The organism is Phyllobacterium sp. RCAM01083, assembly GCF_055685835.1.
On the sequence record NZ_JBVFZN010000004.1, the window covers coordinates 366,259 to 392,935 of the forward strand.

General features: G+C 56.4%; 25 protein-coding genes. 7 read left to right on the forward strand and 18 right to left on the reverse strand.

Features of this window, described 5'->3' with window-relative positions; genetic code table 11:
- Positions 1–49 precede the first annotated feature (49 nt).
- From ACZ25R_RS05845 to ACZ25R_RS05875, 7 genes are all read right to left on the reverse strand, one after another.
- The gene (locus ACZ25R_RS05845) at positions 50–931 is read right to left on the reverse strand and encodes a glycine betaine ABC transporter substrate-binding protein (RefSeq protein ID WP_472460385.1); all 882 of its coding nucleotides are present in this window, start codon (positions 929–931) and stop codon (positions 50–52) included.
- Positions 932–1,239: 308 nt separating this feature from the next.
- Positions 1,240–2,016, reverse strand: coding sequence for an anti-sigma factor family protein (locus ACZ25R_RS05850; protein ID WP_472460386.1), 777 nt, complete (start codon positions 2,014–2,016; stop codon positions 1,240–1,242).
- Positions 2,013–2,543, reverse strand: coding sequence for an RNA polymerase sigma factor (locus tag ACZ25R_RS05855; RefSeq protein ID WP_472460387.1), 531 nt, complete (start codon positions 2,541–2,543; stop codon positions 2,013–2,015). Before ACZ25R_RS05855 ends, ACZ25R_RS05850 begins: the two co-directional genes overlap by 4 nt.
- Before the next feature lie 145 nt (positions 2,544–2,688).
- On the reverse strand, positions 2,689–4,152 hold the full coding sequence (locus ACZ25R_RS05860) for a YncE family protein (protein WP_472460388.1): 1,464 nt from the start codon (positions 4,150–4,152) through the stop codon (positions 2,689–2,691).
- 10 nt (positions 4,153–4,162) lie between these two features.
- Positions 4,163–4,675 (reverse strand): DUF305 domain-containing protein, encoded by a 513-nt coding sequence (locus tag ACZ25R_RS05865; protein WP_472460528.1) that lies wholly within the window; start codon positions 4,673–4,675, stop codon positions 4,163–4,165.
- Positions 4,676–5,056: 381 nt separating this feature from the next.
- Positions 5,057–5,878, reverse strand: a complete 822-nt coding sequence (locus ACZ25R_RS05870) for a PfkB family carbohydrate kinase (RefSeq protein ID WP_472460389.1) — start codon at positions 5,876–5,878, stop codon at positions 5,057–5,059.
- Between the two features lie 51 nt (positions 5,879–5,929).
- Positions 5,930–6,943, reverse strand: coding sequence for an SIS domain-containing protein (locus tag ACZ25R_RS05875; RefSeq protein WP_472460390.1), 1,014 nt, complete (start codon positions 6,941–6,943; stop codon positions 5,930–5,932).
- A 196-nt stretch (positions 6,944–7,139) separates the two neighbouring features.
- Between ACZ25R_RS05875 and ACZ25R_RS05880 the strand changes: the two genes are divergently transcribed.
- Positions 7,140–7,871 (forward strand): GntR family transcriptional regulator, encoded by a 732-nt coding sequence (locus tag ACZ25R_RS05880; protein WP_464663598.1) that lies wholly within the window; start codon positions 7,140–7,142, stop codon positions 7,869–7,871.
- Between the two features lie 45 nt (positions 7,872–7,916).
- Here the strand turns inward: ACZ25R_RS05880 and ACZ25R_RS05885 are convergent, their stop codons facing one another.
- The 8 genes from ACZ25R_RS05885 to minC form a co-directional block, all read right to left on the reverse strand.
- Positions 7,917–8,669, reverse strand: coding sequence for an amino acid ABC transporter ATP-binding protein (locus ACZ25R_RS05885; RefSeq protein WP_472460391.1), 753 nt, complete (start codon positions 8,667–8,669; stop codon positions 7,917–7,919).
- A gap of 22 nt (positions 8,670–8,691) precedes the next feature.
- Positions 8,692–9,663, reverse strand: a complete 972-nt coding sequence (locus tag ACZ25R_RS05890) for an amino acid ABC transporter permease (protein ID WP_472460392.1) — start codon at positions 9,661–9,663, stop codon at positions 8,692–8,694.
- Between the two features lie 14 nt (positions 9,664–9,677).
- Positions 9,678–10,961 carry an NAD(P)/FAD-dependent oxidoreductase gene (locus ACZ25R_RS05895; RefSeq protein ID WP_472460393.1) on the reverse strand — a complete coding sequence of 428 codons (1,284 nt, stop codon included), beginning with the start codon at positions 10,959–10,961 and terminating at the stop codon, positions 9,678–9,680.
- A 93-nt stretch (positions 10,962–11,054) separates the two neighbouring features.
- A complete protein-coding gene (locus ACZ25R_RS05900) occupies positions 11,055–11,882 on the reverse strand; it encodes a transporter substrate-binding domain-containing protein (protein WP_464663592.1) in 828 nt (275 codons plus the stop codon).
- 357 nt (positions 11,883–12,239) lie between these two features.
- Positions 12,240–12,422, reverse strand: a complete 183-nt coding sequence (locus ACZ25R_RS05905; protein ID WP_346308133.1) for a hypothetical protein — start codon at positions 12,420–12,422, stop codon at positions 12,240–12,242.
- 57 nt (positions 12,423–12,479) lie between these two features.
- A complete protein-coding gene (gene minE / locus ACZ25R_RS05910; RefSeq protein WP_464663590.1) occupies positions 12,480–12,743 on the reverse strand; it encodes a cell division topological specificity factor MinE in 264 nt (87 codons plus the stop codon).
- Entirely contained in the window at positions 12,740–13,555 is an 816-nt protein-coding gene (minD, locus tag ACZ25R_RS05915) for a septum site-determining protein MinD (RefSeq protein ID WP_223614465.1), read from the reverse strand. The genes minE and minD overlap by 4 nt, the downstream gene beginning before the upstream one ends.
- 29 nt (positions 13,556–13,584) lie before the next feature.
- The gene (minC, locus tag ACZ25R_RS05920; RefSeq protein ID WP_472460394.1) at positions 13,585–14,337 is read right to left on the reverse strand and encodes a septum site-determining protein MinC; all 753 of its coding nucleotides are present in this window, start codon (positions 14,335–14,337) and stop codon (positions 13,585–13,587) included.
- A gap of 368 nt (positions 14,338–14,705) precedes the next feature.
- Between minC and ACZ25R_RS05925 the strand changes: the two genes are divergently transcribed.
- The 3 genes from ACZ25R_RS05925 to ACZ25R_RS05935 are packed head-to-tail and all read left to right on the forward strand — an operon-like array spanning position 14,706 to position 19,377.
- Entirely contained in the window at positions 14,706–17,531 is a 2,826-nt protein-coding gene (locus tag ACZ25R_RS05925) for a xanthine dehydrogenase family protein molybdopterin-binding subunit (protein WP_472460395.1), read from the forward strand.
- A complete protein-coding gene (locus ACZ25R_RS05930) occupies positions 17,528–18,073 on the forward strand; it encodes a (2Fe-2S)-binding protein (protein WP_463012558.1) in 546 nt (181 codons plus the stop codon). Before ACZ25R_RS05925 ends, ACZ25R_RS05930 begins: the two co-directional genes overlap by 4 nt.
- Positions 18,074–18,084: 11 nt before the next feature.
- On the forward strand, positions 18,085–19,377 hold the full coding sequence (locus ACZ25R_RS05935) for a c-type cytochrome (RefSeq protein WP_472460396.1): 1,293 nt from the start codon (positions 18,085–18,087) through the stop codon (positions 19,375–19,377).
- A 190-nt stretch (positions 19,378–19,567) separates the two neighbouring features.
- Here ACZ25R_RS05935 and ACZ25R_RS05940 read toward each other — a convergent pair whose 3' ends face one another.
- Positions 19,568–19,918: a YciI family protein gene (locus tag ACZ25R_RS05940; RefSeq protein ID WP_472460397.1), complete on the reverse strand. Its 351-nt coding sequence runs from the start codon at positions 19,916–19,918 to the stop codon at positions 19,568–19,570.
- A gap of 329 nt (positions 19,919–20,247) precedes the next feature.
- Between ACZ25R_RS05940 and ACZ25R_RS05945 the strand changes: the two genes are divergently transcribed.
- The 3 genes from ACZ25R_RS05945 (at position 20,248) to ACZ25R_RS05955 (ending at position 23,343) form a co-directional block, all read left to right on the forward strand.
- Positions 20,248–21,222, forward strand: a complete 975-nt coding sequence (locus ACZ25R_RS05945; protein WP_472460398.1) for a DUF2971 domain-containing protein — start codon at positions 20,248–20,250, stop codon at positions 21,220–21,222.
- Positions 21,223–21,411: 189 nt separating this feature from the next.
- On the forward strand, positions 21,412–22,434 hold the full coding sequence (locus ACZ25R_RS05950) for an LLM class flavin-dependent oxidoreductase (protein ID WP_472460399.1): 1,023 nt from the start codon (positions 21,412–21,414) through the stop codon (positions 22,432–22,434).
- A 177-nt stretch (positions 22,435–22,611) separates the two neighbouring features.
- A complete protein-coding gene (locus ACZ25R_RS05955) occupies positions 22,612–23,343 on the forward strand; it encodes a response regulator transcription factor (protein WP_464663577.1) in 732 nt (243 codons plus the stop codon).
- A gap of 140 nt (positions 23,344–23,483) precedes the next feature.
- Here ACZ25R_RS05955 and ACZ25R_RS05960 read toward each other — a convergent pair whose 3' ends face one another.
- Both ACZ25R_RS05960 and ACZ25R_RS05965 read right to left on the reverse strand, forming a co-directional pair.
- Entirely contained in the window at positions 23,484–24,923 is a 1,440-nt protein-coding gene (locus ACZ25R_RS05960; RefSeq protein WP_472460400.1) for an HlyD family type I secretion periplasmic adaptor subunit, read from the reverse strand.
- An 11-nt stretch (positions 24,924–24,934) separates the two neighbouring features.
- Positions 24,935–26,650 (reverse strand): type I secretion system permease/ATPase, encoded by a 1,716-nt coding sequence (locus ACZ25R_RS05965; RefSeq protein WP_472460529.1) that lies wholly within the window; start codon positions 26,648–26,650, stop codon positions 24,935–24,937.
- Positions 26,651–26,677 lie beyond the last annotated feature (27 nt).

The following is a 26,677-nucleotide window of genomic DNA, read 5'->3' on the forward strand; positions in this document are numbered from 1 at the left end:
CCGCAGTTTCTCGGGTGTGGAGTGGCGGTAGCCCGCTACGGGGCCGGTTTCAGATGCCCTTTTCCTTCAGAAAGGTTTCCGCCACTTCCTTCGGTTCCTTCTTGTCACGCTCGACGGCGGCATTCAGTTCGCGCATGTTCTCATTGTTCAAGAGTGGACTGACCTTGTTCAGGACTTCAGCGATCTTGGGGTTTTTGGCCAGGGTATCCTGGCGCACGACGGGCACGAGGTAATAGGGCGGAAACAGGTTCTTGTCGTCGGCCAGAACAACGAGCTTGTTGTCCGAGATCTGCCAGTCGGTGGCAAAGCCATAGGAAACGTCGATGTTCTTGCTGGTCAAAGCGCTGTAGCGGATACCGAGCTTGGCAAAAATACGAAAATCCTTGAAAACGATCCCGTAGGTCTGCTTGAGACCGGGCAAGCCGTCCTTGCGTTCACCAAATCCACCTTCCGCGCCGAAACTCAGATCCTTCGACACGGGACCAAGATCCGTCAGCGTCTTGAGCTTGTATTTGTCAGCAGTTTCCGGAAGCGTGATGATGGCATAGCCATTGTTGATATTGGTTGGCTGGAGCAGGGTCAGCTGCAGGTTCTTCTCGTAGTAATCCTTGACTTCCCCATAGATCTTTTCGGCCGAACCCGAGAGATCCCCCTTCACCACGGCGGCAAGGGCCGTACCCGTATACTCGGGGTAGAGATCGATTTCGCCGTTCAGCAGCGCCGAATGAGCAATCAATGTCGCGCCAAGATTGGTGCGCCGCTCCACCTTCACGCCAGCCTTCTCCAGAGCCTGCGCATAGATTTCGGCCACCACGAACTGTTCGGTAAAGTTCTTGCTGCCGATCTTCACAACCTGGGCAAAGCCCGGCGTTGCGGCAGCCAATGCCAATATTACCCCCAGCCCTATGGAGGCCACGTTTCTGAAAGTCATGATTTACCCTGCGAGCTGACGTAGGACTTTGAGTATCCTACTGGTTTCGTTGTTCATTTCGCATGCTAGCAATCCACGGCAGTAAGTTCGTAGAACAAATTCCCAATATTTCCCCGATAAGTAGAAATTATTTACTCGGCAATTGCAATCGCTTTGGCGCTGCAATGCAGGGCCTCTACGAGCCTCGCAAAACCACTCGGGTGAACTATCGACGGTTATGGCGTGGATTCGCACGGCCCGTGATGATGATGTGAAGCGCTGGAGCGGCCAGTCCCTGTCGCAACAGCATGCTTTTATTCACACTCCATCTACACATTTGTTTCGATTTGCCGGCGCATTTCATGGGCAATCGGATTGAGGGCCTGGGTGGAAAGAGGCCCGACCAAGCTGTAGCCGATACCCTCCTTGGACCAGCTGACCCTTTGCACGGAACCGGTCGATTGCGACGACATGGGCGCGTTTTTATCGGCTGTCATCGCCCGTGTCAGCATCACCAGCCGGGTGCCACGGTCATCGTCGTACATGAGCATGCCTGCAGGGCCGTGCGCCGTAGCGACAACCCGCCCCCCCATGAACCGGTAGCCGGAGCCCGTCAGGTCAGGCACGGATATAGTGTGGCCCAAACTGTCCGAAACCCATTTGACCAGGCTAACCTGATCGGATGCCTTGATTTCGACTGGCCGCCCTTTATCGCCAGCATACACCTGATAGCTGTATGTTGCCTCGTCAGCGAGCGCGATGATCCCACCGGCGGCCGGTTGACCCATATCGTGAAGCGACCAGCCGCCGGTTATGCCAACAGCAAGCAATACAACAGCGGCCGCCGCCGAGCGCCAAACCGGGAATCCGGGACGGCGCGCACCATCAAGCATGCGGACCAGATTGAGCTCCGGAGGTACCGGTTCTTCGCTGATTGGTGCGAGCACAGACCTCAGTTCATCCCGCTGCTTTCGATAACTTGCGATCCGCTCTGCTTCGTCGGGATGACGATCGAGATATTCGGCCACCTCATCTCGCCTGGCCGTGCTGAGAGCTTGGTCGACATAGGCATGCAGATCGTCTTCCGTAATCGGGCGCTTGTTCATTTTACCCTCCTCAAATGAGGACCATTTTCAATTTTGTTGCTCACATCGCCCTCGAGAATCTGCCGTAACCGTTCACGGCCGCGCGCCAGTCGCGACATAACCGTGCCGATGGGAACCTCGAGAATCTTCGCGGTCTCCGCATATGACAGATCCTCAACCGAAACGAGAAGAATGACGCTTCTCTGTTCTTCGGGCAAAGTCTTCAACGCACGCAAAACGTCCTGCTGGTGTAAGCCATCCTCCTGCACGGGCCGTCCGGAGAGAGCCGGGTCAGATACATCGTCAATGTCCAGATGCACCCCACGCCGCGCGGTTTTCCTCAAGCTGTTCATCGCCAGATTGTGCAGGATCGTAAACATCCATGTTTTGGCGTTGCCATCCTCACGCCGCTGATGCCAATGACTGACGGCCCGCTCCAGGCAATCCTGCAGCAGGTCATCGGCAGCCGATCGATCCCCCATCAAGCTGCGCGCATATCGCCGCAAGGCCGGAATGAGGGGCTCAATCAAAACGACCATATCTGTCATGACCGAACCCCTTCTGGTTCAAGACATTGTCTTGCGTCTTTGGCGGTAGCCGGTGTGCCAATAAGATTCTGGTGTCCCGTCCTGATCTGCAACCGCTGCCCGCATTCCGCTGTCCGGCGGCAAACCGAAGGCGGGCAGCGCGTTATCATTTGGTCTGCACCTGCACGGGCGTACCGATTTTGGCGGCCGTGCCGGACGCAACCACCAGATAACGGCTTGGGGCATCCTGTCCACTCTGCGCCAATTGACGAATGGGGCCAACCGCATTGACGATTGCCGAACCTGCGGGATTGGTCATGAACGCCGCCAGCGGCTCGAGCATGCCACCGCCATCCGCCTGAGAAGCCAAGGCCAGCACATAAGGCTGCTTTGGCTCCAGGCCCGTCACTGCGGCTTGCAGGACCTGTGTAAGCCCCTGATCGAAGAGGGTCACACTGGTCGGCTTTGCGTCCACAGACGCAGCGGGTGTCACCGAACCGAGGGTCAAGTGGGCCGCTTGGCCAGCAACACCGAGAGGTTGCAAGTTCTGCATCCCGTCCCCTTCCGGGACGGCATTGGGAACATAGGCCAAGGCCTGCGGTGCCTGTCCGATGGGAATGGTTGCAATCACCGTATTGGTCAGCGTGTCGATGGCCGCCAATGCATCGGCATTTTCCAGGCCAACGTAAATGCGTGTGCCATCGCCAGAGGGCCACAGGCCATGCGGGAGCTTACCGACCGGGATCGTTGCCACTTGCTCAAACGTGTCGGTGCGGAAAACCTTGATCTGGTTCAATCCACCAACAGTCACATAGGCAAACATGCCATTGGCATTGCGGACGATATTCACGTGATTGGTGATCGGCCCCGTATCCAGTGTTTTGAGGAGTTTGAAAGGGGGCTTGGCGTCAAACACCTGTGTCCTGCCCACGTCTTTCAGGGTGAACCAGACCTGCTTGCCATCGGGCGTTGCTGCAAGATCAGGGCAGAATGGACTTTCCTGCTTCACATGGCCGACGATCTTGTGATCGGCAATGGAGATGACAACGGTTTCCGGATTGAACGACGAACAGACATAGCCGTATTTGTTGTCAGGTGAGAAGATTTGCATGCCCGGTCCTGCGGGAACCTTGATCCGCGTCTTTTCTGCAAATGTATGTCCATCCAGAACAGCGATGTAATCTTCACCCCGAACCGTAACCCAGACTTCCTTGCCGTCGAGTGTGAAAAATGCCTCATGCGGGGCCCGCCCGAGGTAGGTGACGTGTTTGATCGCGTTGGTGGCCGTGTCGATAAACGTAACAGAATTGGTGCCGATCGAGACAACCGCAAGCGTTTTGTGATCGGGGGAGAAACCCATGCCGTGCACAAGTACCTGGCCGCGATAGAGCGGACTGAGATTGCCGGGTTGTGGATCTCCGAGCCGGATCACGCCCAACAGCTTGTTGTCGAAGGGATCGGTAACCGATACTGTATTGGAGAACTGTTCGGCAGCGTAGACGCGATCACGATGACTGACCGGAACGTCGGGTGCCGAGGCCAATCCGGGTACCTGCCCGGCCAAAGCAGGAACCAACCCTGCGACTGCAGTGCCAATCAGCAATGTTATTGTAAAAAGCTTCAATCTCATTTCAAACTCCCTATTTCATGTTCATGGATGGCGACATGGACATTGCTTGCGTTGACGGCGAGTGGGTATCCAGATCAGGTATGAACGAGGTTTGGGTCGGAGATGGTTTGGATGGAGGCAGGGGTTCGCCGATCGCCAGGCGCATCGCTGCAATTTCCTGTTGCTGCGTGACGATGATTTCCTGGGCGAGACGCTTTATGTTCTCGTTGTTGCCATAGCGCAGAACCGCCAGTGCCATATCAATCGCGCCCTGATGATGCGGCACCATCATCGCAACAAAGTCGCGATCAACATCACCGGTTGGCTTGACCTCCATGTCCGCCATCATTTTTGTCATGGCCGCATCATTCTGCGTCAGAAATGGCGTTTCGTTCTGCACTGCAGATTTCGTCGCGTCGCTCATGCATATCACGTCGTTAGAAGGATCGCGCGCCGCAGCAATGGCGGACCAAGCGACAGCAAGTGTTCCGGCGAGAAGAAGTGCTCGCTGACCATTGAGATATCGATGGGACATGTCTTTCATACTCCGATCGGATTGTGTGTTCTGATGGTGAGACACGCCAAACGCCGGGTTATTCCACGTCGTGATATTTTTTTGCATTGAGCATGTTCAAGCCAACTGCTGCGCCGAAGCCGGATGCTGAAATCTCTTTACCGCTGCCGTTTACAGCTCGAGGCTTGGTGGAAGGGTTGACGGTCCAATATGGGCGCCGCCCCGCAGTGTTATATTTGTCGCCAGAATGTCTGAGACGCCGGTCTGCGGCGGGGTCCAATATACGCAACAGCAAGGTGGCTGTCCGTTGAAGGTGCGATTGAAAACCGCCGTAGAGGTTACAGACGAGACCGCTTTTCCTGCGGCCTCCATTTTGGGAACATAGTCTCGCTTTCCAGATTCTTTCGCTCTTTACAGATCCGTCGCTATCAGTGGCTGCAGAAACCCACCCAAATGCGAGCAGGTGACGGCAGCACAATCACGTCCCGCAACCAGACAGCTGTCGAAATCTTTTTGATGCAGGAAAGCCACGAGAAAGCCGGCAATGAAGCTGTCGCCCGCGCCGGTCGTATCCACCACCTCTGTCTTCCTGCTGCCTACACGAATTTCACCGTCGCCAGCGTGAGCGATTGCACCGGCACTGCCGCATGTGACAACGGCGTTGAGAGCACCTGCGGCGAGATAGGCTGTCAGCAATTGTCTTGCACGTGCGACGTTCTCCCCCGCCGACCCGAAGGCGATTGTCAGCCCATGGGGTTCAAGGTGTGCTGGATCATTGTTCACGCCGAGATCCTGCGATACGCTGACACCCCGCTCCGTGAGGTGACGACGCAGCGTTCCCCCGTCGTCGAGCCAACCGATATGCACGTGATCCATTGTTTCGAGAACGGCCAGATCGCGAGCCGGTGGAGCATATCCAGAGCAGGTGCCAAAATCTTCATCGACGATTATCCGATCGCCTGATGAAGCTATCGAAATTTGCGTCGACGCCGTTTTGCCGGCTTTGCTCTGGATGTATTGAACGTTCACGCCATTTTCTGCCAGGAGCGCGACCGTGCGCTTCCCGGCAGCATCCTCACCAACGGCACCGAAGTAGAACGACTGGCATCCCAGCCGGACGAGTTGAACCGCAACATTGACTGCATTTCCACCAACGACCGAATATGCCGGAGGCGCCTGAAAGTAATCGATGCAATTATCGCCAACGGCGGCAATGCGCAGTGGTGTCTTCAACGTGCTTGAACCTTTCTTCAAATCGAAGGATGGCTTGGACCATGATCCACTCTAGTAAGCGACCCGCTTATAGTAACGGCGGGTGGTCAGCGGATGGTTCCGTATCACTTCCAAATGGGCGCTGATCCGCTCCAAAACAGCTGCCAGCATAACGGGAGAGACAAGCCCGCGCAGTTCAGCAGAAATACCGGGCAGATCAAATGCCGCCGTATCGATGACCGATACCTGATCGGTATAGTTTTGTGCGAAGCTCTCCACACGGTCGGCCAAGGGGCGGCAAGCATCTTCCCCCTTTAGCAGGAACAGGCTGACATTCTTTTCGACGAGTTCCAGCGTTCCGTGAAAGAAATCCGACGCATGCACCGGACGCGCGCGTATCCACTGCATCTCCTCCAGAATACACATGCCGTAGTAAAAGGCCGCCGGCCACACATTCCCGGCCCCGGTTATGATGTGATAATTGGAATTCGCCAACCGCATGGCCAGCCCATTTGCCTGATCTTCGAAGGAACGCTTCACGTCGAGAAGAAGCCCCGGCAACTGTGTGAGTTCACCAATCAGCTGGTCATAATTCGCAATCTCACCGCGGTGTTTCATAACCGACAGAGCAATAATCAGGGATTGCAGATAGAAAGATTCGCAGGACGTATCGTCTTCTGCGAAATTAACGAACACGTGATCGCCACCCTTTCCAAGAGGTGTCTGCTCATGTCCGACAAGGGTGATTACCGTTGCCCCCAGCGTTTTTATTTTCTCAAGCAGTGCCACGCTCTCTTTGGTCGTGCCGGATAGCGAGGGCATCACGACGATCGATTTCGCGGTGAGATTGCGCGAACCGGTCACCAGCAGCTCTGCCGTCGATTCGATAAAGGCGGGAAAACGCGACTGCCGCTGCAGCAATTGCACGGCGGGCTGCATGAGGATTGCCGCGCCGCCGGTGCCGAGGAAAAATATGTTTTCAGCTCCGCGAGCCAAACAGCTTCCTATGACCTGATCAAGGCGGTTTTCCAGCGCGAGCGCGCCGGTTTGGATGCGAAGATATCGCTGTTCATCAAAATTCAGCATGTTGGTCTTTCTGGCAGAGAAGTGTGGATTGTTCTCAATCGGAGATACATTCTTAGTTGTAAGACAACTGACATCATTGTCAATAATGCCCATATGAAAGAGAGCGATTTAAATGATAAGTTCAGCAAAAGCCTTCTTGACCGGATCATATTTGTCAGACAAGGAGGATCAAAACCACTTGCTGACGAGGTGATCCGTGGACGAGCCCCTTCGCGATATGCGAACATTGGTCATTCAACTTCGCGAAAGAATTGCAGACCTCATTCGCGAGCAGGCCCTCCGGCCCGGCGATAAACTCCCGACGGAAGCGCAACTGACGGCGCGTTTCAAAATCTCCCGGCCGGCATTGAGGGAAGCGTTGAAACTGCTGGAACAGGACGGATTGATCTACGTCGAACACGGGCGCGGCCGATTTGTCTCGGCAATTTCCGCCATCCAGATCGACCGTCCCATAACGGTCTTCGAAAGTGTGACGGAAATGACCGGACACTACGGCTACAACACCGTCAACAAGGTCTTGTCCATCTCCGAAGAAGCGCCGGATCCGGCCCTGGCAAAGCAACTGAACCTCGACGAAGGCGCGCGCGTGATCCGGCTCGAACGATTGCGGTTGGAGCATGACGATCCGATAATGTATTGCGTGGATTACGTGCCGCGCAGCATCATAACCGCCCGCCTTTATGACATCGACTGGAGCGGCTCACTATTGGCCTTGCTGGACCAGTACAAGCAAAGGCCCCGCATGTCGGCCGCGTCCGTTTCCGCCGTGATGCTACCGCAGGACGTCGTGGATCGGAATGATCTGCGCAATTTTGGTCCTGCGCTGCTGATCACTGAAACCTGTTTCAATGCAGCGGGAACACCGGTGGTCTATGCCCTGGACTACCACAAGGGCAGTCATTTTTCATTCAGTCTGGCGCGCAGGTAACAGTGCAATAGCGGCGTCTGCCGCTGGCGCATTCGCCTATACCGGTCAATGCAGTATTTGGCTCAAGAAATGCCGGCTGCGCTCGTTCTGCGGATTATCGAAAAAGTCATTCGGCTTGCCTTCCTCGACGATCTTGCCGCGATCCATGAAAATGACGCGATCGGCAACCTGTTTTGCAAAGCCCATCTCGTGGGTGACGCAAATCATGGTCATCCCCTCTTTGGCCAGAGACACCATCGTGTCGAGCACTTCCTTGACCATCTCCGGATCAAGCGCCGATGTCGGCTCGTCAAACAGCATGATCTTCGGATTCATGCAAAGAGCGCGGGCGATGGCGACGCGTTGCTGCTGGCCGCCGGAAAGCTGGATCGGATATTTGTTGGCCTGCTCGGGGATGCGCACACGCTCAAGATAATGCATGGCGATCTCGACGGCTTTTTTCTTTGGCGTTTTCCGCACCCACATGGGCGCCAAAATGCAGTTCTGCAATATGGTCAGGTGAGGAAACAGATTGAAATGCTGGAACACCATGCCGACTTCCCGCCGCACTTCATCGATCCGGTCTTCATCAGCGGTCAACTCAATCCCGCTCACGACGATCTTGCCTTCCTGGTGGGCCTCGAGCCGGTTGATACAGCGTATCAGGGTGGATTTACCTGAACCGGACGGTCCGCAGATCACCACCTTTTCCCTGGGAGCGATCACAAGGTTGATGTCGTCCAGTGCATGGAAGCTCCCAAACCACTTATGGACGCTGTTCAGTTCAATTTCGACTGATGAAGCGGCGGATTTTGTCATGGCATTTCCCTTGGAGCGAACATTAGCGTTTCAACGACCGGCCGAACCGCTCTTCAATGCGGGCCTGCACAATCTCGAGGCCGATGGACAGGAGCCAGTAGATCATTGATGCCGTGATGAGCATTTCGATGTGCCTGAATTCTTTCTGGCCCATCGTGCGCGCCAGATACATGATCTCCCAGACACCCACGACCGATACCAACGAGGAATCCTTGAGCATGGCGATGAATTGATTGCCGGTCGGCGGAATGATGACGCGCATGGCCTGCGGGAGGACAACCAGGAACATCGTATGATTGGGCCGCAGACCGAGCGCTGTTGCGCCCTCACTCTGGCCGCGCGGTATGCTTTCAATGCCGGCCCGGAAAATCTCGGTCATATAGGCGCCATAACAAAGCGATAGCGCCAGAATGCCGGCCGGGATCGCACCGATCACATAGCCCACCTGCGGCAAGCCCAGATAGATGATGTAAATCTGCATGAGCAGCGGCAGACCGCGGAACAGCGACGTGTAGAAACTTGCAAGTCCGTAGATGACACCGTTCTTGGAGAGCTTGGCGATTGCGCCAATCAAGGCAATGACCGTGGCAATAAAAATTGAGATCACCGATATATAAAGGGTCGTGACGACGCCTTGCGTTATGAGGAAGCCAATCTTCTTTGCAATGAATGTAAAACTGAGATCGAATGAATAGAAGAACAACAACAGTAGGCCGAACAGTTCCGCCCATACGGCGCCGATCTGGTACGTCCTGGGTAAAAGCCCCAGAAGTTTCCAGTTAACTGCAATCAGCAAGGCGAAGCAGATCGCCGCTAAAGCGCGTGTTATCTCCGGCGAGGCTGCAATTCCCGGCGCCAATGAAGGAAACAGGGTCGTAATCCAGTTTCCGCCCACGCCCATCCAGTAGAGCATGGCCGCAACAAACACGACAGCGATGACGGCTCCGATGCGTCGTGTTGTCTTTGGGTAGGAAAGAACGAGAGTTGCAATCATTTTGATTCCCATAGTCAGACGGACGATCGTTCTCGCCACCAATCCTGAGCCTGTAGTTTCCAGTAAGTGAGTTGCGCCACCGTCAGCCCGGCCAAGCCTCCAGCCCAGACAAGGCCGAACGGCTTGAACAGATTGTATCGGTCGGATTGTCCCAGGATGGCCTCGGCCACGAGCTTGCCGCCAATGGCGGTCGTGTTCAAACCATGTCCACCAAATGCGGTGCAATACCAGACGTTCGACTGCAGTTGCCCGATCTGCGGCATGAGGTGCCTGGCATAGGACATCAATCCAGACCAGGATGTTTCGATCTTAAGATCGGCAAGTTGAGGATATGTGCTTACCATTTCCCGCCGCAGCTCGGCGGCAAGCGCAGCCGGTGACGCTGCCCTTGTGGTAATCCGGCCGCCCCACAACAGGCGTTTGCCTCCCTCGACGACCCGGTAATAGTCCCCTGCCCTGCGGTTGTCACCCACGGCGTGCGTCGTATCGACCGCCTGCCGGATCAGTTCGGGAGCTTCTTCTGAAAGCATCACGTAGGTCGCGATCGGCAGAAAGCTTCGCTTCAGTTTTGGCAGAAAACCGGTGGTGTAGCCGCCCGTCGTCACGACGATGCAACGCGCCTTGACCTTTCCCGTGTCGGTGTGAACAATCTTTTCAGGTTGGGAAAAGTCGTTGGCAATCGCGGGGCTCGCTTCGAAGATCTTTCCGCCCAACCGCTCAATCTCCGCGGCAACGCCGCGCAAATAATTCAGCGGATGCATGTGAAAAGCCTGCGGATCGCGCAATGCTTGGAAATAGCGCTTGGACCGGAGTTTCGCCTGTACTTCATCACGGCTCAGATAGTCCACGCCATAGCCGAAATCCCGTTGAAGGACTGCAGCGCGAGCCTTCAGAGCCTCCCCATCGTCATATCGCAAGACAGACATGATCCCGTGGATAGGGTCTGCCGACGCAATGTTCAGATCGTTGATCGTGTCGCGTACAAAGCGCATGCCTTCAATGGACAGGGCATGAAGCTTGTGCGCGCTTTCAGGCCCAACCATGCGGGCGATGGCATCGCCGTCATTGGCAAACCCCGAACCGACGAAGCCGCCGTTTCGCCCGGACGCTCCCCAGCCGATACGTTCGGCCTCCAGCACAACGACCGTCTGGCCAGCCCGTGCCAACTGAAGAGCAGTGGTAATTCCGGCGAGACCACCGCCAATAACGCAGGTGTCGCACTCGACAGTGCCCGACAGAAGGGGAAATCGTCTGTCTTCGGCAATTGTCCGTCGATAGAACGTATCAATGTAACTCATTGCTTGCTCGCGGGGGAATGCGTTTGAAGGATCGAATACCAGAGGATAGAGCGCGGGTATTGCCACAATCGTCGGCGCCCGCGCTCTTCCTTGTCAGTTGGTGCTATAGTCCTTGCCGTACCATTTGGTGGTCAACGCCGTGAGCGTGCCATCCGATCGCATGGCCCCGATGATTTCACCGATCTTGGCGGTCCACTCAGGATCACCTTTTTCGGCGATCACGACAAGCGGTTCACGGAAGGCATAGCCGCCATCAAGAATTCGGACGGGATATCCGTTCTTGATTGCGTTCTGTGCTGTTTGCTCCGGGGCGATGACCGCATCCAGACGGACCCCGTCGCCAAGGCGAAGATCGTCAAATGGCAGCATTGAATCGGCAAAGGTACGAACTTCACCTGGTTCGACTTTATACTCGACCGGTGGCAGGCCCGGAGCATCGATCTCAAGCTGACGACGGATAAAATCTTCTGACGTCGTTGCCGTCTCGACACCGATGGTCTTGCCGTTCAAATCCGCGCTCGATTTGGCTTTGCTGTCCTTATGAACGACGTAGACATAGGGGCTGTAGTAATACACCGATGCGAAATCGATAACCTGCGCACGGGCTTTTGTCGGCGTTACGGAACCGACGCCCACGTCATACCGCCCTTGCCAGCGACCACCCGTCAGAGTAGCCCAGTCCGGGGTCTGGAAGGAGACTTCGACGCCAAGTCGCTTGCCGATCTCCTTGGACATGTCGATATCGAAACCGACCATTTCGTTGTTGTCATCGAGATAACTTTGCGGCGGCCAACTGCTGTTGGTTGCAACCACCATAGCCTTTTTCTGCATTACCCGCTCAAGCGTTGTTCCCGCTTGCGCTGCCGGTGCGAACGAAAGTGCCAATATCCCGGCCGCCAAACTCTTGAATATATAACCCATGCCATCCTCCTGAATGCGACGTCGGCCCCCTGCATTTCAATGCTTATGTAAGACGTCAGACAATGCAGTTCATAGCCAATGACCTATGGAGTCAAGACGGCGCCTGCCATTTTATGCGCAACGCCCGCAAAAGTTGTTGCAATTTGAATATGAGATCATGAGAAATGAAAATGTCATGTTGCGGCTTGAAATCCGCACTGTTCAGATGATGCGCGCAGCTTGCGGGAAAATGGCACAGGCCAGCGATCGGATCATCGCCCCAAACGGAGCGATGAGGCGCGGCTGAGGGACACAGGGGCCGGCCCATGCCCTGATTTGATCCCTCAACCTATCTGTACAGAACCTTCGAAGCTGCTATCAAGATGCAGCGTGCGCTTTGCCAGGCTTAGGATCGACCCCAACAGCCTGTTCGCAAAGAGCCACATGTTTGGCCAGCGCATCGATCGGCAGGAACGCACTGACCGTGCAAATATCGCGCTTTTGGAACTTTGGCATTCCCTGGAGCTCCTTCAGTCGTTCAAGAAGTGCAAACCGGTTCATACTCGTCTCCTTCATCCACTGGTCGGCGTTTGCCCCGACCCTCTTCTCACGTATCCATCAAGCAGCCCGAACTCCGGCTTTCAATGGAATCTCGATGTCGACCTCCAGCATCGAAACCTGATCATCACTGTTCATTGTCACGCGAACTTTTTCCCGATCGATTTGTATGTGCCGCGTGACGACTGCCAGGATTTCTTCCCTTAGCAGAATGACCAGGTCGGAATGCCCGTGCGATGCACGTTCATGGGCAAGCAGAATCTGCAGACGCTCGCGTGCCTTGGGTGCCGAAGCCTGCTTATTGAAGAAACGGAAAATGCTCATGCTGCCCTCCGCCGGAATATTTTGCCCAACAAACCGCGCTTTTCACTGGGAATGGTGACAGGGATCGTTTCGCCAGCGAGGCGCCGTGCGGCATCCATATAAGCCAAAGCCGGTGCGCTATCCTTGTCGGCCAGGGTTACCGGCGAACCGATGTTGGATGCGCGCAGGACGTCCTGGCTTTCGGGAATGATGCCAAGCAGCGGAATGGATAGAATTTCGAGAACGTCTTCCACCTTCAACATATCGCCGCGTTCCGCCCGGTTTGCATCATAGCGGGTTAAAAGGAGATGTTTTTCCATTCTCTCACCGCGTTCGGCCTTGAGCGTCTTTGAGTCGAGAAGACCAATAATCCGGTCTGAATCCCGAACCGAGGAGACTTCCGGGTTCGTGACGACGACTGCAATGTCGGCGTGGCGCATCGCCAGCGTCGCCCCGCGTTCAATGCCTGCCGGGCTGTCGCAAATGATCCAATCAAAGGATTTCTTCAAATCTTCGATGACCTTTTCCACACCCTCAGCCGTGAGATTGTCCTTGTCGCGGGTTTGAGATGCAGGCAGCAGGAAGAGCGTATCGAGCCGCTTGTCGCGAATGAGCGCCTGGGGCAATTTCGCGTCGCCCTGGATGACGTTGACCAGATCGAAGACGACACGGCGTTCCGCACCCATGACAAGATCGAGGTTCCGTAATCCCACATCGAAATCGATGACAACCGTCCTCTCATTGCGCTGAGCAAGTGCCGCGCCAAGTGCGGCGGTTGACGTTGTTTTACCAACGCCTCCTTTGCCCGAGGTAACTACCACCACTTTTCCCATATTTTTTCCTACCTTCCTCGAGCCCTGATTCAACCAAATGCCTCTGCCAGTATGGTGTCTCCCTCGAGCCACAACTGTACAGCTTTCCCGCGAAGCCGAGGTTCCAAATCCTCGGCTGTCTTGTAAAGGCCATCTATGGCCAACAGTTCTGCTTCAAGTTTGCGGCAAAAAATGCGCGCCGATGCGTTGCCGGCCGAGCCGGCCATAGCTCTGCCTCGCAGCGTGCCATAGACATGGATAGAGCCACCCGCGACAACTTCAGCGCCCGAGGCGACCGATCCGATGATGGTCACATCGCCCTCCGGAAAAATCACCGATTGCCCCGATCGCACAGGCTCCTTGATGATAATCGACGGCATCACGCGGACCTGAGCTCCACCGGAAGCGTTCGCCGACGTTAAAGGAGGCTTGGCGTTTCCGCTGCGTGGTTCGATTCCCGTCGTTGCTGCGGGAGCTTGGAAATCCGTCGCGGATTTCCCGCCCCGCATTGCCGGTGGCATACCGGGAGCAAGCAGTGACGGGCGGGCACCTTCTATGCCCATGATCGATACCCCGCGCTTGGCAAGCTCTTCGATTAGCAGCGTCAGCCCGGCGCGGTCGGTTTGCAGGTTCTCAACGTCGAGAACGATCGGTTTACCCAGGAAGAACCCCGCAGAACGTGATGCAAGGTCGTCCAGTTGGAGCAGCCAACGATCGATCGGCGCTTCGGGCGAAAGCACAAGGGCAAGAAACGACCGGCCTTTGAGGCGTATTGGTTGAGAATCTGTTAGCACTTTGTTCATCTAAGTTAATTTTTCGTTCCGGCGGTATAGGCGGCGAATGGTTAACAGATGGTTAATTTCCGCCGATTTCACACAGGTGAAAATCTGCAATCCGGTCCATGCACGGAGGAAGCAGGCGGGTCTCGCTCGACCGATTTTGCCGGATGAGTACCGCCCCGAAAGCTGTCCCAATATGTTCTGGAGTTTGCCTGCGGCACCACAATCCTATTTGGCGCTGATATACGGGAAAGCTGCAAGTCCATCGCAACACATGCGGCCTCCTTTCAGAAGCAACTGCATGTATTATTTGACTCCGAAATTGCGTCCGCTGTATCTATACGTCAAGCTGCGCGCTACACTGCCTGCAATTGTTTGGAGGAGGGGGAGACATGAAGCCCAATGTTTCGCGTAGAACCTTTATCAAAGGCAGCGTCGCGGCAGGCATCGCCATCAAGGTGTCTTTTCTCTCAGCGCCAGCGCAGGCTGCACTCATTCAAACGCCCCCCTCACCCGGGCCCGACTGGCTTAAGGCCGACGGTCGGCCGAGATTCCGGCTCGATGCCATCGCCAAGGTCACAGGCGAAAAGACCTTCGCCCGCGATTACCGTGCCCGCGATCTTGAAAACTGGCCGAAGGAGCAAGCGCACGCCTTCATGCTGCACGCGACCAAAGCGGATCGCATATTCGAAGGCATCGATTTAAGCCTTCTCGGCGACGACTTGAAACCCGACCGCCTCGTTCTTCACGAAGATCTCGTTGCCGACAACATCACCATCCCGAGCGAAGGCTTTTACGGTGACGTATTCTTCGTGCCGAAAGGACAAACGGCCCGGCTGCTCGGGCAGCCGGTCGCACTCCTCGTCTATCATGACTTCGCCCGCTACGACGCGGCCAAGCGGCTGATACGCTTTGACGATACGGTGGTTCGCTATGGCGGCAAGGCGCCTTACAGCCATCCGGCGCACTATGGCGCGGCGCGTTATGTGCGCATCGACGGCGGCACGCCTGATGCGGATGACCGATACTCATCGCTGAAGGATGCTGTAATCTATGGCGGTTTTGCCGGTGACGAACCGGCGTGGCCGGCAGCGGGCGATGGCAATGCCATGGCACGCGGCATGGCTGCCGCTGCACAGATCGAGAAGGAAATCAGCGACGCCGGCAACCACCTGCTGGTTTTCAAACACAAATACTTTTCGCAGTCGGTCGACGCGTCCGCCATGGAGGCGGACAACGGCAATGTCTGGTACGATGCATCAACCGGTATCCTTCACGTCATGATGGCGACGCAGTCGCCTTATGAAGTGGCCGAGGTCTCGGCAAGCCTCGTCTCCAAATCAAAATTCCATCTCAAGGAGGTCGACCTCAAGGTCGGTTACACCGTCGGCTACGGCACCAAGGATCATTCCATCTTTCCGTTTTTCTGCGTTCTGGCGGGCCTCTATGGCGATGGCCGGCCGGTACGGCTTGCCAATGATCGCTACGAACAGTTCCAGATGGGACTGAAGCGGCACGCGTTCTGGATGGACAACACGCTGGTCGTTGACCGTCAAACCGGCCAGTTCCGCGCCATGACCGGCCATTTCAAGAACGACGGCGGCGGGCGCCCCAACTTCTCGTTTTCAGTGGGCTTCGTCGGGGCAACGGCTGCGCAGTCGATATACTATCTGCCGAAAAGCGATTTTTCCGCCGCAGCCATTGCCTCGCGTGCTGTCGACGCGGGCTCGACGCGAGGCTATGGCACCCTCCAGTCGATGTCGGCGACCGAGATGATGGTCGATGAGGTCGCCGAAATCCTGAAAATGGATGCGATCGACCTCCGGTTGAAGAATGTTTTCAAGTCCGGAATGAAGAATACACAAGGAGCGATCCCCGCAGGCGCACTGCGCAACGAGGAAATCCTGTTCAAGGCCCGCGACCATCCGCTGTGGACAGAGCGCGCCGAGAAGAAGGCCGCGTTCGATGCCGCCAATCCCGGCAAGCGCTACGGCGTTGGTTACGGTCACGTGCAGAAGGACTACGGCACGGGCGCGGAGTCGGCACTCGCTGCGCTTGAGTTCGATGCCTCCGGCCGGATCAGGTTCGCGCATGTGGCACATGAGATCGGAACCGGCACGACCACGTCGCAGGCGATCATGGTTGGCGACATTCTCGGCCGCGTCCCCGACGAGACGGAGTTCGGCAAGGTGCGCTGGCCGCAGATGCCGCTCGAAACCTCCGAAGAGCCATACACCATGTCTCAGGAAGACGAAGACAAGCACAGCCAAAACCCGCGCTGGACGCCAAGTTTCACCTCGCCGATGAGCGCGACCAACAGCGTCTATTATCTCGGCCATGCCACGCGGGAGGCGGCGCATGCGCTTGTCGACCTTGCTATTTGGCCGGCAGCGAAGTCGCTGTGGTCGCGCGGCATCGGCGGCGGATCGATGACCCCCTACACCGTGCGGCGGGAGGACATCCGGCTTGAAAACGGCCAGGTGAACGCGGGCGGACTGGCGCCGCTCAGTTTCGAGGCGGTTGCGGCCGAAGCGCACCGGCTCGGTCTCGTCACCGGCGTGACGGTCCATACCTTCAACCGCTGGCAATGGACGGAAGCCGAATTCGACATCCCGAATGCAGGACGGGTGCGGCTTCCAATCGATGCGCTTGCGGTGAAATATGGCGATGGCGCCTCCGCCGAAACCAGAACGCTCATGACACTGGACGGCTGGCAGTTCGTCAACCGGGCAGCGGTTCACTATCCGCCCACCCAACGCAACAATGCCGGCGTCACCTATTACGCGCCGATGGCGACACTGGCCGAAATCAGCGTCGATACCGCGACAGGCGAAGTGACGCTGCTTGCGCACCACTCGATCATGGAATGCGGAACCCAGGTCGTCCCGGAACTGGTCTCCGGGCAAATCCAGGGCGGCATCGCCATGGGTATCGGCCATGCGCTGAAGGAGTATCTGCCGCTGTACGAGGATGGTCCCGGCGACGGCACCTGGAACTGGAACCGCTACGAGCTGCCTCGTTCCAAAGACGTGGCAGTCTGGACCCAAACTGTGGAAATCCTCGCGCCACTTTCGGAGACCGACCCGCCCAAGGGTATTGCCGAGGTCGTGATGATTGCGGTGGTGCCGGCGCTTGCCAACGCGGTGTCACACGCCATCGGCAAGCGTTTTTACGATTTGCCGATTACACCGGAAAAGATACGGGGAGCGCTGGCATGACCCTGGCCACAAAGAAGCTGTCGCTAACCGTCAACGACAAGGCGATCGATCCCGTCGACGTGCCCGAGGGCATGATGATGCAGGATTTTCTCTACGAGTATCTCAATCTCACGGGTTCGCGCATGGGCTGCGGGCAAGGCATCTGCCATGCCTGCACGGTGATCGTGGAAAGGGATGACGGTACACTCGATGAGGTGCGCACCTGTATTACGGGTGCGCATTGGTTCAAGGACAAAAAGGTGCGCACGGTGGAGGGGCATGCCAGGCGCGATGCCTCTGGCGCCATTGTCGAACTCTCGCCAATTCAGCAGGCATTCATCGAGAATTTTTCGTTCCAATGCGGTTACTGCACGCCGGGTTTTGTCACCGGTGCAACCGTTTTCATCGACCAGTTGAAACGAAAGCCGATTGCCAGGGCCGATCTGGAGCAGGCCATCACTGAAGCGCTTGATAATCATATCTGCCGCTGTACCGGTTACGTCCGCTATCACCAGGCCGTGCGCGACCTGGTGCTGAAGACACCCGGCCTCTTGAAAACCTGAGGGAGTAGTCCATGACGTTGCGTAGGCTACTCTGGATCATGGCGATACTGATCGTGTGCGGCGGTCTGGTTGCGGGCAGCGTTTTTGCCGGTCTGTTCGAGAAAAGCGCCGTGGCCAAGGACATCGAGCAGCCCCTGACTGCGGACCAGATGAAAGCATTGGCGCAACGCGGCGCCTATATTGCGGTTGCCGCGGATTGCTATGCCTGCCACACGGCAAAGGGCGGGGCTGCCTGGGCTGGCGGGCTGCCGATGCAAACGCCGTTCGGCACGATCTATTCCAGTAATATTTCGTCCGACAAGGAGAATGGTATCGGCAATTGGACCAGGTATGAGTTTCAACGTGCTGTTCGCGATGGCATCGGCAAGGACGGGAAACATCTCTATCCGGCAATGCCCTATGCCTCCTATCGGCAGATGACTCCGGAAGATGTCGATGCGGTCTACAGCTATCTGATGACGCGCGAACCCATGCCGGTGAAAAACAAAAACAACGACCTGGCGTTTCCCTTCAATATTCGCCGCACGCTGACCTTCTGGAATCTTGTCAACCTGCCCGGCGCGGTGCCGGCAAATGATCCGGCACGATCCGCATTGTGGAACAGGGGCCGTTACCTGGCCGATGCCCTCGCCCATTGCGGTGAGTGCCACACACCGCGCAACCTGATGCAAGGCATGCAGCAGACGTGGTATCTGCAGGGAACGATCATTGAAGGCGTCTCTGCGCCCGACATCACGAAGGATGGGCTGACACGCATGGGATTTGACGTCCCCTTGCTGGCGAGCTTTATGAAGACCGGTATTTTCGCCGGGGGTGCGATGACCAACCAAATGTTCGAGGTTGTCCATTTCTCGACACAGTACATGACCGACGACGATATGAAGGCACTCTCGGCCTACCTGTTCAACCTCGATGCCGTGCCGGACCAATCCACGCCGCCGCCAGCGCCCAAGCCGATCAATGTGGCTCCCGAGCTCACAGCGTCGGCACGGGGAACTTATCTCAACCTTTGCTCGGGCTGCCATGGGGCCCAGGGCGAAGGTATTCCGCATGTCGCGGTTCCGTTGGCCACCAACACGTCGCTGCGCATCAATGACGCGCGCAATTTCGTCCGCACAGTCCTGCATGGTATTCCCGCACAACGTTTCCCGGGTCTCGAACGCATGCAGCCGATGCCAGCGTTCAAGGACCAGCTGACGGACCAGCAGGTAGCGGATCTTGCCAACTGGGCACGGGCAACATGGGGCGGCCAGGAAACGAACGTCAAGCCGGCTGATATTGCCTCGATCCGTCACAGCAACTAAGGGCAAACCTGTTGCCAACGGTCGCAAACGACGTGTGGCCCCTGACGGCTTTCCTTTGAGTAAGCCAGTTCGCGCAGCATTCTCCCCAGGCTGGTGATCAGCCGGGGTTGCACGACCCGCCACATGGCGAGAGCACCCGATGAACGTCGGCGGCCGTCATGGCCACCGACCGGATGAGCGGTTTTTTGCCTCAAGGGCCGGCGAATGCACGAACCTCGCACGTGCCTTCCCATCCCGGCATGAAGTCCTTGTGCAACTGCATGAACTCGACCGCCGACGCTACGGCCTCGTCCTTGTTGCCAAACTCCATGATTGCATAGCCGCCGATGACCTCCTTTGCTTCGACAAAAGGGCCGTCAATGACGCTGAGCTGCCCGTTTGCTATGCGCACCTGCGCACCCATGGTGACTGGTGTGAGTCCGCCCATGTCGAGCATGCGGCCAGCCTTGATCTCCCGGTCGGCGAGCTTGTTCATCGCCTCCATGAGTTCCGGCGTGGGAGGTTGGGAGTGGGCGGATGTGACGATTGACATGAATCGCATTTGACAATTCCTCCTTCGGCGAGCTGCGGGCACCATTGCCGCTGAACTGGCTCACTTATCAAGACAACGATCCAGCTCTTGCCAAATCGACATCCGCATTGAAAAAAATCGCACTTGTCTCAAGGTTGAGGGAATACACAATGCAAGGTCGGGCTTTTGACATGGCGTTATGGCCGCCAATACTCCTGTTTCGCGATGCTCGACCATACACGATTTAGAGCCCAGCCTGGCTTTGAAATACCTTCTCCCGTAAAGGAATGCGCGCTAAACACGTACAGATGAGTTGCAGGCGAGTTGGCGGTTTCGCGCCGAATCCAGGGGAAATATTTATGGAAAATTGGGATCCGGCCGTTATCAAAATGCTCAGCATCTTCATGCCGAGCACTTTTGAAAGCCGTGCAGCAATCAAACCGGAATCTCGGTTCGTCCATTACACCACGTCGAAAAATCTGCTCCAAATTCTTGACAGTGAAGAGATCGAGTTCAGAAACACCCGGGATATGAACGATCAGCAAGACATCGAGACCGGCTTGGAAAGACTGCAGCACTGGATCGACCATTCAGGCAGTGCTGCGCTCGCTGACGCGCTTGATCGATGTGCGCCGGGCGTCTGGAACGAAGGCGTAAAGAAATTTCAGGACTGGCTGCCGGGTTTGAGAAACGAGTCCTATGTCTTGTCTGTAGCCGAACACGATCCTAACGAGAACAACACCGGACGCCTGTCGTTGTGGCGAGCCTTTGAAGGGGATGCAACCGGTGTTGCGGTCGTTGTCGACACTTCGCCGTTCATGCAGGTAGCACAGGCGCTGAAAGCCTATTCGAGCCCGGTTGCGTACTGGACAAGACAGCAGTTCGTTGGAGAGTTTGAAACCGTCACTGCGTCCATATTGGACAATCAGCAATTCATATCCCAGACCAACAGGCCCGTGCTGCGCGAAGTTATATTTTTGATGCTGCTTTTTGCGGCCGTATGTTCCAAACACCCAGGCCTTCGCGATGAGCGGGAATGGCGAGTCTTGACCAACCCGCTTCTGTGGCCTTCGCCCATGCTTATCAAACACAACCCTGGTGTCGAGGGCAGCAACAGAACGATCTATAAACTGCCACTCAAAAATCGGCCAACGGAGAACATCACTGGATTGGAGTTTCCTCAGCTGATCTCGCGGGTCATTATTGGCCCCACAATGAATGCCGACGCCATCCGGGAAGAGATCGTGTCAAAATTGGCGGAGAGAAACGTCCCGCAACCCGCGACGAAAGTGATCCTGTCCAAATTGCCTGTTCGCGCGAAAGCGATGGGGTAACACAGCGCAACATCAAGCTTGCTTGCCGCGTGGTCTGCCATCCATTGTCGGGCAAAAACTGTACCTTCGCACGCGCCTCTTGTGCCACTCTTCGAACACTGTGTTCAACGCACTTACAACCATTGGTATCCGGCCCCATATTGAGCGCTCGGCGAGCGGCGGGGTTTGCTCCTTTTCAGGGATGATATCATGAAGAAGATCGGTTTTCTTTCGTTCGGCCATTGGGCGCCTTCACTCCAAACACAAACCCGTTCAGCCGGAGACGCTCTTCTTCAGTCGCTCGACTTATCTGTGGCCGCTGAGGAGCTTGGCATGGATGGCGCCTATTTCCGTGTGCATCACTTTGCCCGGCAATTGGCCTCCCCCTTCCCGCTATTGGCGGCAATTGGAGCGAAAACCAAAAATATCGAAATCGGTACCGCTGTCATCGATATGCGCTACGAGAACCCGTTCTATATGGCCGAAGATGCCGGTGCGGCGGACCTGATCTCAAACGGCCGGCTGCAGCTTGGGCTGAGCCGGGGCTCCCCGGAACAGGTCATCGACGGCTGGCGTTATTTCGGTTATCAGCCAAACGATGGCGCCACCGATGCTGACATGGGGCGTCAACACGCCGAGGTTTTTCTGAGCCTGCTCGGGGGTGAGGGGTTTGCTGAACCAAATCCGCGACCAATGTTTCCGAATCCGCCCGGTATGCTGCGCCTCGAACCGCATTCCGAAGGCCTGCGAAAGCGTGTCTGGTGGGGCGCCGGTTCGAATTCGACGGCGGTCTGGGCGGCCAAGCTAGGAATGAATCTTCAAAGCTCCACCCTTAAGAATGACGAGTCCGGTGAGCCGTTCCATATTCAGCAAGCAGCGCAAATACGTGCTTATCGCAACGCCTGGAAGGAAGCGGGCCACAATTGGACACCGCGTGTTTCCGTCAGCCGAAGCATCTTTGCATTGATGAATGACCGCGATCGCGCCTATTTCGGAAATGGCAGCAAGGAAGGAGACTCGCTTGGTTACATTGATGAAAACACCAGAGCCATTTTCGGCCGCAGCTATGCAGCCGAGCCCGAAGCGCTTGTGAAACAGCTTGCGCAGGATGAGGCCATCGTGGAGGCGGATACTTTGCTGTTAACGGTGCCAAACCAGCTGGGCGTCGATTACAATGTACATGTGCTCGAGGCAATCCTGACGCACGTTGCGCCCGCGCTCGGATGGAGGTGACGGTATTCAGCGAAGTTCTCCGAATACTGGGAGTTGGACGGAAAGCGTATATAGACCAATTGATGTATATCGATGTAGAGTGGTAGCTAATCCCCCTATAGTCATGACATGAAGGAAGAACGGGAATAGTATGCGCTGCTAAAATGGATTGGAATACATCCAAATAGGGAGCAACACGTGTCCATCGGTCAAGATACAAAACGCCGCAAGGCACACAATACGCCGACGGTAATCGTTATAGAACAACATACACTCGTGCGCACAACGATCATCCGGCTCCTCCAGGATGAACTTGCGGGCTGGGACTTCATCGACATGGTCTCTGTCAAGACTCTCGATAGTGCTCTCGGGATGGATGTGCATCTCATTGCACTGGACATGGCTGGAAGAACTCTCGACAGCGCAAGTCTCTGCTACGATCTTGACGTAATTAGAGACATGTTTCCTGAGGCTTCGATCGCCCTTCTCTCCAACATGGATGATACATTGGTCGCCTCTCAAGCGCTTGAGATGGGCATTCGCGGCTACTTCACAACCTCAGTTCCGATCGACGTCGCCCTTGCGGGCATGCGGCTCATCCTTGCCGGCGGTGTTTTCTATCCGCACCCGTTTGTCGCACACGCGAACGCGTCGGCGATGCGCAACAAGTCCCCGGACAAGCCGCGCAGAATAATCGAGAACAACGCACACTATATGTCGATTGCGGATTTTACCCCGCGCGAAGCGGATGTTCTTGCCGAACTGCAATGCGGACATCCCAACAAAGTCATTGCGTGCAAACTAAATCTTTCGGATCATACGGTGAAAATGCATTTGCAGCACATCATGCGAAAATTACAGGTGCAGAACAGAACCGAAGTGGTCGCACGGCTCGGTCAAAGGGTAACGTCAGACATTCCAGCGCAGTAGCTCCCGGACTATTTTGAGTGACGTCTTCTCCAGAATCCTCGAGCACTCAATAGTCCAGAACATGCCCGACGACGCCCCTTGCAAGAAAGGCCACCAATCCCTTCGCGCAACACACTCCGGATCGCTCCGCTTGCTGTCGGTCAATCTTCGCGAAACGCGCGGGTGAAACTGTCAAGAAGCGGCCTGACCGCGTAAAACGCCACACTGCTCTCCCCGGTTTCGATCAATGCCTGCGCAGGCATGCCCGGAATCAGAGCAACATCGCGCATCTTCGCCAGCCGTTCGTCGGTCACGCGAATTGTCGCCGCGTAGTAAGCTTGGCCACTTTGCTTATCGACGAGACGATCGGCGGAGACGTATTCGACCACACCTTTCAGCAATGGTACGCGACGTTGATTGTAGGGAAGCAGATGAATCTGCGCTTCGAGTCCAGAATGCACGCGGTTGATATCTTCTGGCCGCACATGCGCGGACACAACAAGACTGCCGTTGCGCGGCACGAGATCGACGAGCGGCTCGCCAGCGCCAATAATACCGCCTGCGGTATGGATGCGCAGGTCAATGACCACCCCATCCTCGGGCGCTCTGATTGCAGTCCGCGTGAGTTGATCGTCGATTGCCCGCAATCTTTCGCTCAGTTGCAATATCTGACTTTCCGTGTCGCGAATGCCTTGAGCGACTTCGTTTAGCCGGTCACTTTCGATTTTCACAAGATAGGCCTGGCTTTCACTGATGACCTGGTATGCGCGTGATATCTGGGCGACAACTTCGCCGAGCTGGCCATCGAGATCCGCTATTTCCCGTCCCAGAACAAGAAGCCTGGTCTTTCGTTCAAGCCCCTTGGCCGCCAACGGGGAGACGGCATCAAGCTCTTGCCGCGCGATTTCCACCCTCTGCGTCAGCGCCGCTTTTTGCGCCATCAGACCAGAAATTTCCTCCTGCACCTGATCCATTTTCTTCTGCGTGATGGCGATCTCGGATTTCATCACCAGACGGCGCGTCTCAAAGATGTGATCTTGACCGTCGAGAATGCCGTTGATTGCCGGATTGGTCACTCTGAGGATTTCGAGATCCGCACCGTACATAACGCGGTCACTGCCCTTCTGTTCTGCACTGAGGCGCGCGTGACTTGCCTTGGCATCCCAGAGCTGTCCCTGGAGACTGTCGCGCTCCGAGCGTGATTTCGTGTCGTCAAGCTGGAAAAGGACCTGGCCAGCTTTCACAACGTCGCCGTTCTTGACGAGGATTTGCCGCACGATACCGCCTTCCAGATGTTGGATAACCTTGCGGCTCGTTTCAGGCTCGACAACACCTGCAGCGATGGCCGCGCTTTTGAGTGGCGCAAAGATCGACCAGGTGCCAAGGCCAATAATGAAGACACCAATCAGCAGGTTGCCTAACAAGGCGACATTTCGAAGCCTTGGCATCGGGGAAGCAGGTGCCAGCGCCCCGCTGGTTGGTCCCGCGATTGGCACATAGACGAAGTGCTTCTTGTTTTGATCCGACTTTACGATGGCATGGCGCAATGTGTTAAGCACACCTGAAAACTTGAGCGGTATATCGAACTGAACGAGGGCCATTTCGCTGCCTCCTATGTCCCCGTTCGCGCTGGCGGTTGAAGGTACGTGTCGTAAATTTCGTCACTGTCTCCGAAGGCATCAATGGTGCCGTTTCGCATGATCGCAATTTTGTTGGTGACTGGAAGAACACCCAACCGGTGCGTGATAACGACGACCGTCATCCGCTTGGCTCGCATGCGTTGGATCGCATTGAACAGGACACGCTCGCCATCATAGTCCAGGCTTGAGTTTGGATCGTCAAGCACAACGAGGGCTGGATTGCCGTAAGCCGCCCTCGCCAGTCCGAGCTGCTGTCGTTGTGCGCGCAGGAGCAAGCTGCCGCCCTCGCCGATGTCGGTCTCGTAGCCCTGCGGCAAGCGCATGATGGCTTCATGCAGGCCGACAAGCTTGGCCGCTTCGATTGCCTTGGCGGAATCCGCGCCATCGAGCCGGCCGATTACTTCCTTGATTGCCCCGCCGAACAATTCAATGTCCTGCGGCAGGTATCCGATATGGCGTGTACCGCCGCAAAGACGCAGCGCTGATATATCCACGCCGCCAAGCAAAGCGCTTCCGCTCGTTGGCTGCAGGACGCCGGCCATGATCCGCCCAAGCGTGGATTTGCCGGATCCCGATGAGCCGATGAGCGCCACGCAATCGCCGGGTGCGAGGCGTAATGAAACATCATTCAATATGTGCCGGTCGGCATACGGCACGGCGAAGCTCACGTTCTGGAGCACGAGGCTGCTGGATTCAGGCACCGGCACCATGCGCGAGCCGGCATCCGATGCGACGGCAACCAACATCCTGTTGAGACGGTTGAAAGCGTTACGCGCATAAGCAAAGGAACGCCAAGCGCCGATCGCACCTTCGATCGGCGTAAGCCCACGGCCCAGCAACAGGCTGGCAACGAAAATAATGCCAGGGCTGCTGCTCTCCGCCAGCACCAGCCACGTGGCGGCGCCCATCACCAGAATTTGCGTCAGCGTGCGGATGGATTTGGAGAATCCAAGAATGATCTCGGTCCGGTGCATTGCGTTGTCCTGCGCTATTCTCGCAAACTCCGCATCGCGGTAGACAACCTGCGCGGCGCCGTCCTGCATGCCCATTGCCCGGACCACCTGGATGTATTTTAGCGCCATTCCGAACCGGGAGTAGCTCCGCGCCAGCGCCGCACTTGCGTGGGTCAGCGGTTCATGCGTGGCAAGCTCGGTTAGAAGAGCAAGAAACAGGAGCGCAAGTGCGCTTAAGAGGCCAATTGCTCCAAGCAGCGGGTGAACGAGAAAAAGCAGAAGTAGGAAGACCGGCGCCCAGGGGATGTCAAAAAGCAGCGCGCTCGCCGGGGAATCGAGAAATTGGCGCAGCGAAGCAAGATCCCGATAGCAATCGGCGGCAACATTCGTATTGACCCTGGCTGCACATTCGAATGCGGCGGTAAGGACAACTGGCCGCAGTCGATGATCGAGCCAACTGCCGATACGGGTAAGCGCAGCACGGCGCACGATATCGAGTACCGATCCAACAACAACCGCGACAGCGATGACAAGGGTCAACATTAGCAGCGTGTCGGTGCTTCGGCTCGACAGGACGCGATCATAAATCTGGAGGAGATAGATCGACGGTGCGAGTAGAAAGATATTGTAACCGCAACTGTAAATGAAAACCAAACCAAAGGCTCCTGCGCAGGCGCGAAGGGCCACGACCAGATGCGTCGGTTGGCGCTCGGATTGTATGATATTCGTTGTCATTATCAGATCTCGGTTTTCGCGGTACTG

Bases quoted from the DNA above. Each gene is read 5' to 3' on its own strand.
- ACZ25R_RS05895 (WP_472460393.1), bottom strand. From the start codon at position 10,961: ATGAGTTACATTGATACGTTCTATCGACGGACAATTGCCGAAGACAGA.
- ACZ25R_RS05930 (WP_463012558.1), top strand. From the start codon at position 17,528: ATGACCCTGGCCACAAAGAAGCTGTCGCTAACCGTCAACGACAAGGCG.
- ACZ25R_RS05905 (WP_346308133.1), bottom strand. From the start codon at position 12,422: ATGAACCGGTTTGCACTTCTTGAACGACTGAAGGAGCTCCAGGGAATG.
- ACZ25R_RS05940 (WP_472460397.1), bottom strand. From the start codon at position 19,918: ATGCGATTCATGTCAATCGTCACATCCGCCCACTCCCAACCTCCCACG.
- ACZ25R_RS05945 (WP_472460398.1), top strand. From the start codon at position 20,248: ATGGAAAATTGGGATCCGGCCGTTATCAAAATGCTCAGCATCTTCATG.
- ACZ25R_RS05875 (WP_472460390.1), bottom strand. From the start codon at position 6,943: ATGCTGAATTTTGATGAACAGCGATATCTTCGCATCCAAACCGGCGCG.
- ACZ25R_RS05850 (WP_472460386.1), bottom strand. From the start codon at position 2,016: ATGAACAAGCGCCCGATTACGGAAGACGATCTGCATGCCTATGTCGAC.
- ACZ25R_RS05900 (WP_464663592.1), bottom strand. From the start codon at position 11,882: ATGGGTTATATATTCAAGAGTTTGGCGGCCGGGATATTGGCACTTTCG.
- minE (WP_464663590.1), bottom strand. From the start codon at position 12,743: ATGAGCATTTTCCGTTTCTTCAATAAGCAGGCTTCGGCACCCAAGGCA.
- ACZ25R_RS05885 (WP_472460391.1), bottom strand. From the start codon at position 8,669: ATGACAAAATCCGCCGCTTCATCAGTCGAAATTGAACTGAACAGCGTC.
- minD (WP_223614465.1), bottom strand. From the start codon at position 13,555: ATGGGAAAAGTGGTGGTAGTTACCTCGGGCAAAGGAGGCGTTGGTAAA.
- ACZ25R_RS05860 (WP_472460388.1), bottom strand. From the start codon at position 4,152: ATGAGATTGAAGCTTTTTACAATAACATTGCTGATTGGCACTGCAGTC.
- ACZ25R_RS05965 (WP_472460529.1), bottom strand. From the start codon at position 26,650: ATGACAACGAATATCATACAATCCGAGCGCCAACCGACGCATCTGGTC.
- ACZ25R_RS05890 (WP_472460392.1), bottom strand. From the start codon at position 9,663: ATGATTGCAACTCTCGTTCTTTCCTACCCAAAGACAACACGACGCATC.
- ACZ25R_RS05960 (WP_472460400.1), bottom strand. From the start codon at position 24,923: ATGGCCCTCGTTCAGTTCGATATACCGCTCAAGTTTTCAGGTGTGCTT.
- ACZ25R_RS05950 (WP_472460399.1), top strand. From the start codon at position 21,412: ATGAAGAAGATCGGTTTTCTTTCGTTCGGCCATTGGGCGCCTTCACTC.
- ACZ25R_RS05865 (WP_472460528.1), bottom strand. From the start codon at position 4,675: ATGAAAGACATGTCCCATCGATATCTCAATGGTCAGCGAGCACTTCTT.
- ACZ25R_RS05935 (WP_472460396.1), top strand. From the start codon at position 18,085: ATGACGTTGCGTAGGCTACTCTGGATCATGGCGATACTGATCGTGTGC.
- ACZ25R_RS05855 (WP_472460387.1), bottom strand. From the start codon at position 2,543: ATGACAGATATGGTCGTTTTGATTGAGCCCCTCATTCCGGCCTTGCGG.
- minC (WP_472460394.1), bottom strand. From the start codon at position 14,337: ATGAACAAAGTGCTAACAGATTCTCAACCAATACGCCTCAAAGGCCGG.
- ACZ25R_RS05925 (WP_472460395.1), top strand. From the start codon at position 14,706: ATGAAGCCCAATGTTTCGCGTAGAACCTTTATCAAAGGCAGCGTCGCG.
- ACZ25R_RS05845 (WP_472460385.1), bottom strand. From the start codon at position 931: ATGACTTTCAGAAACGTGGCCTCCATAGGGCTGGGGGTAATATTGGCA.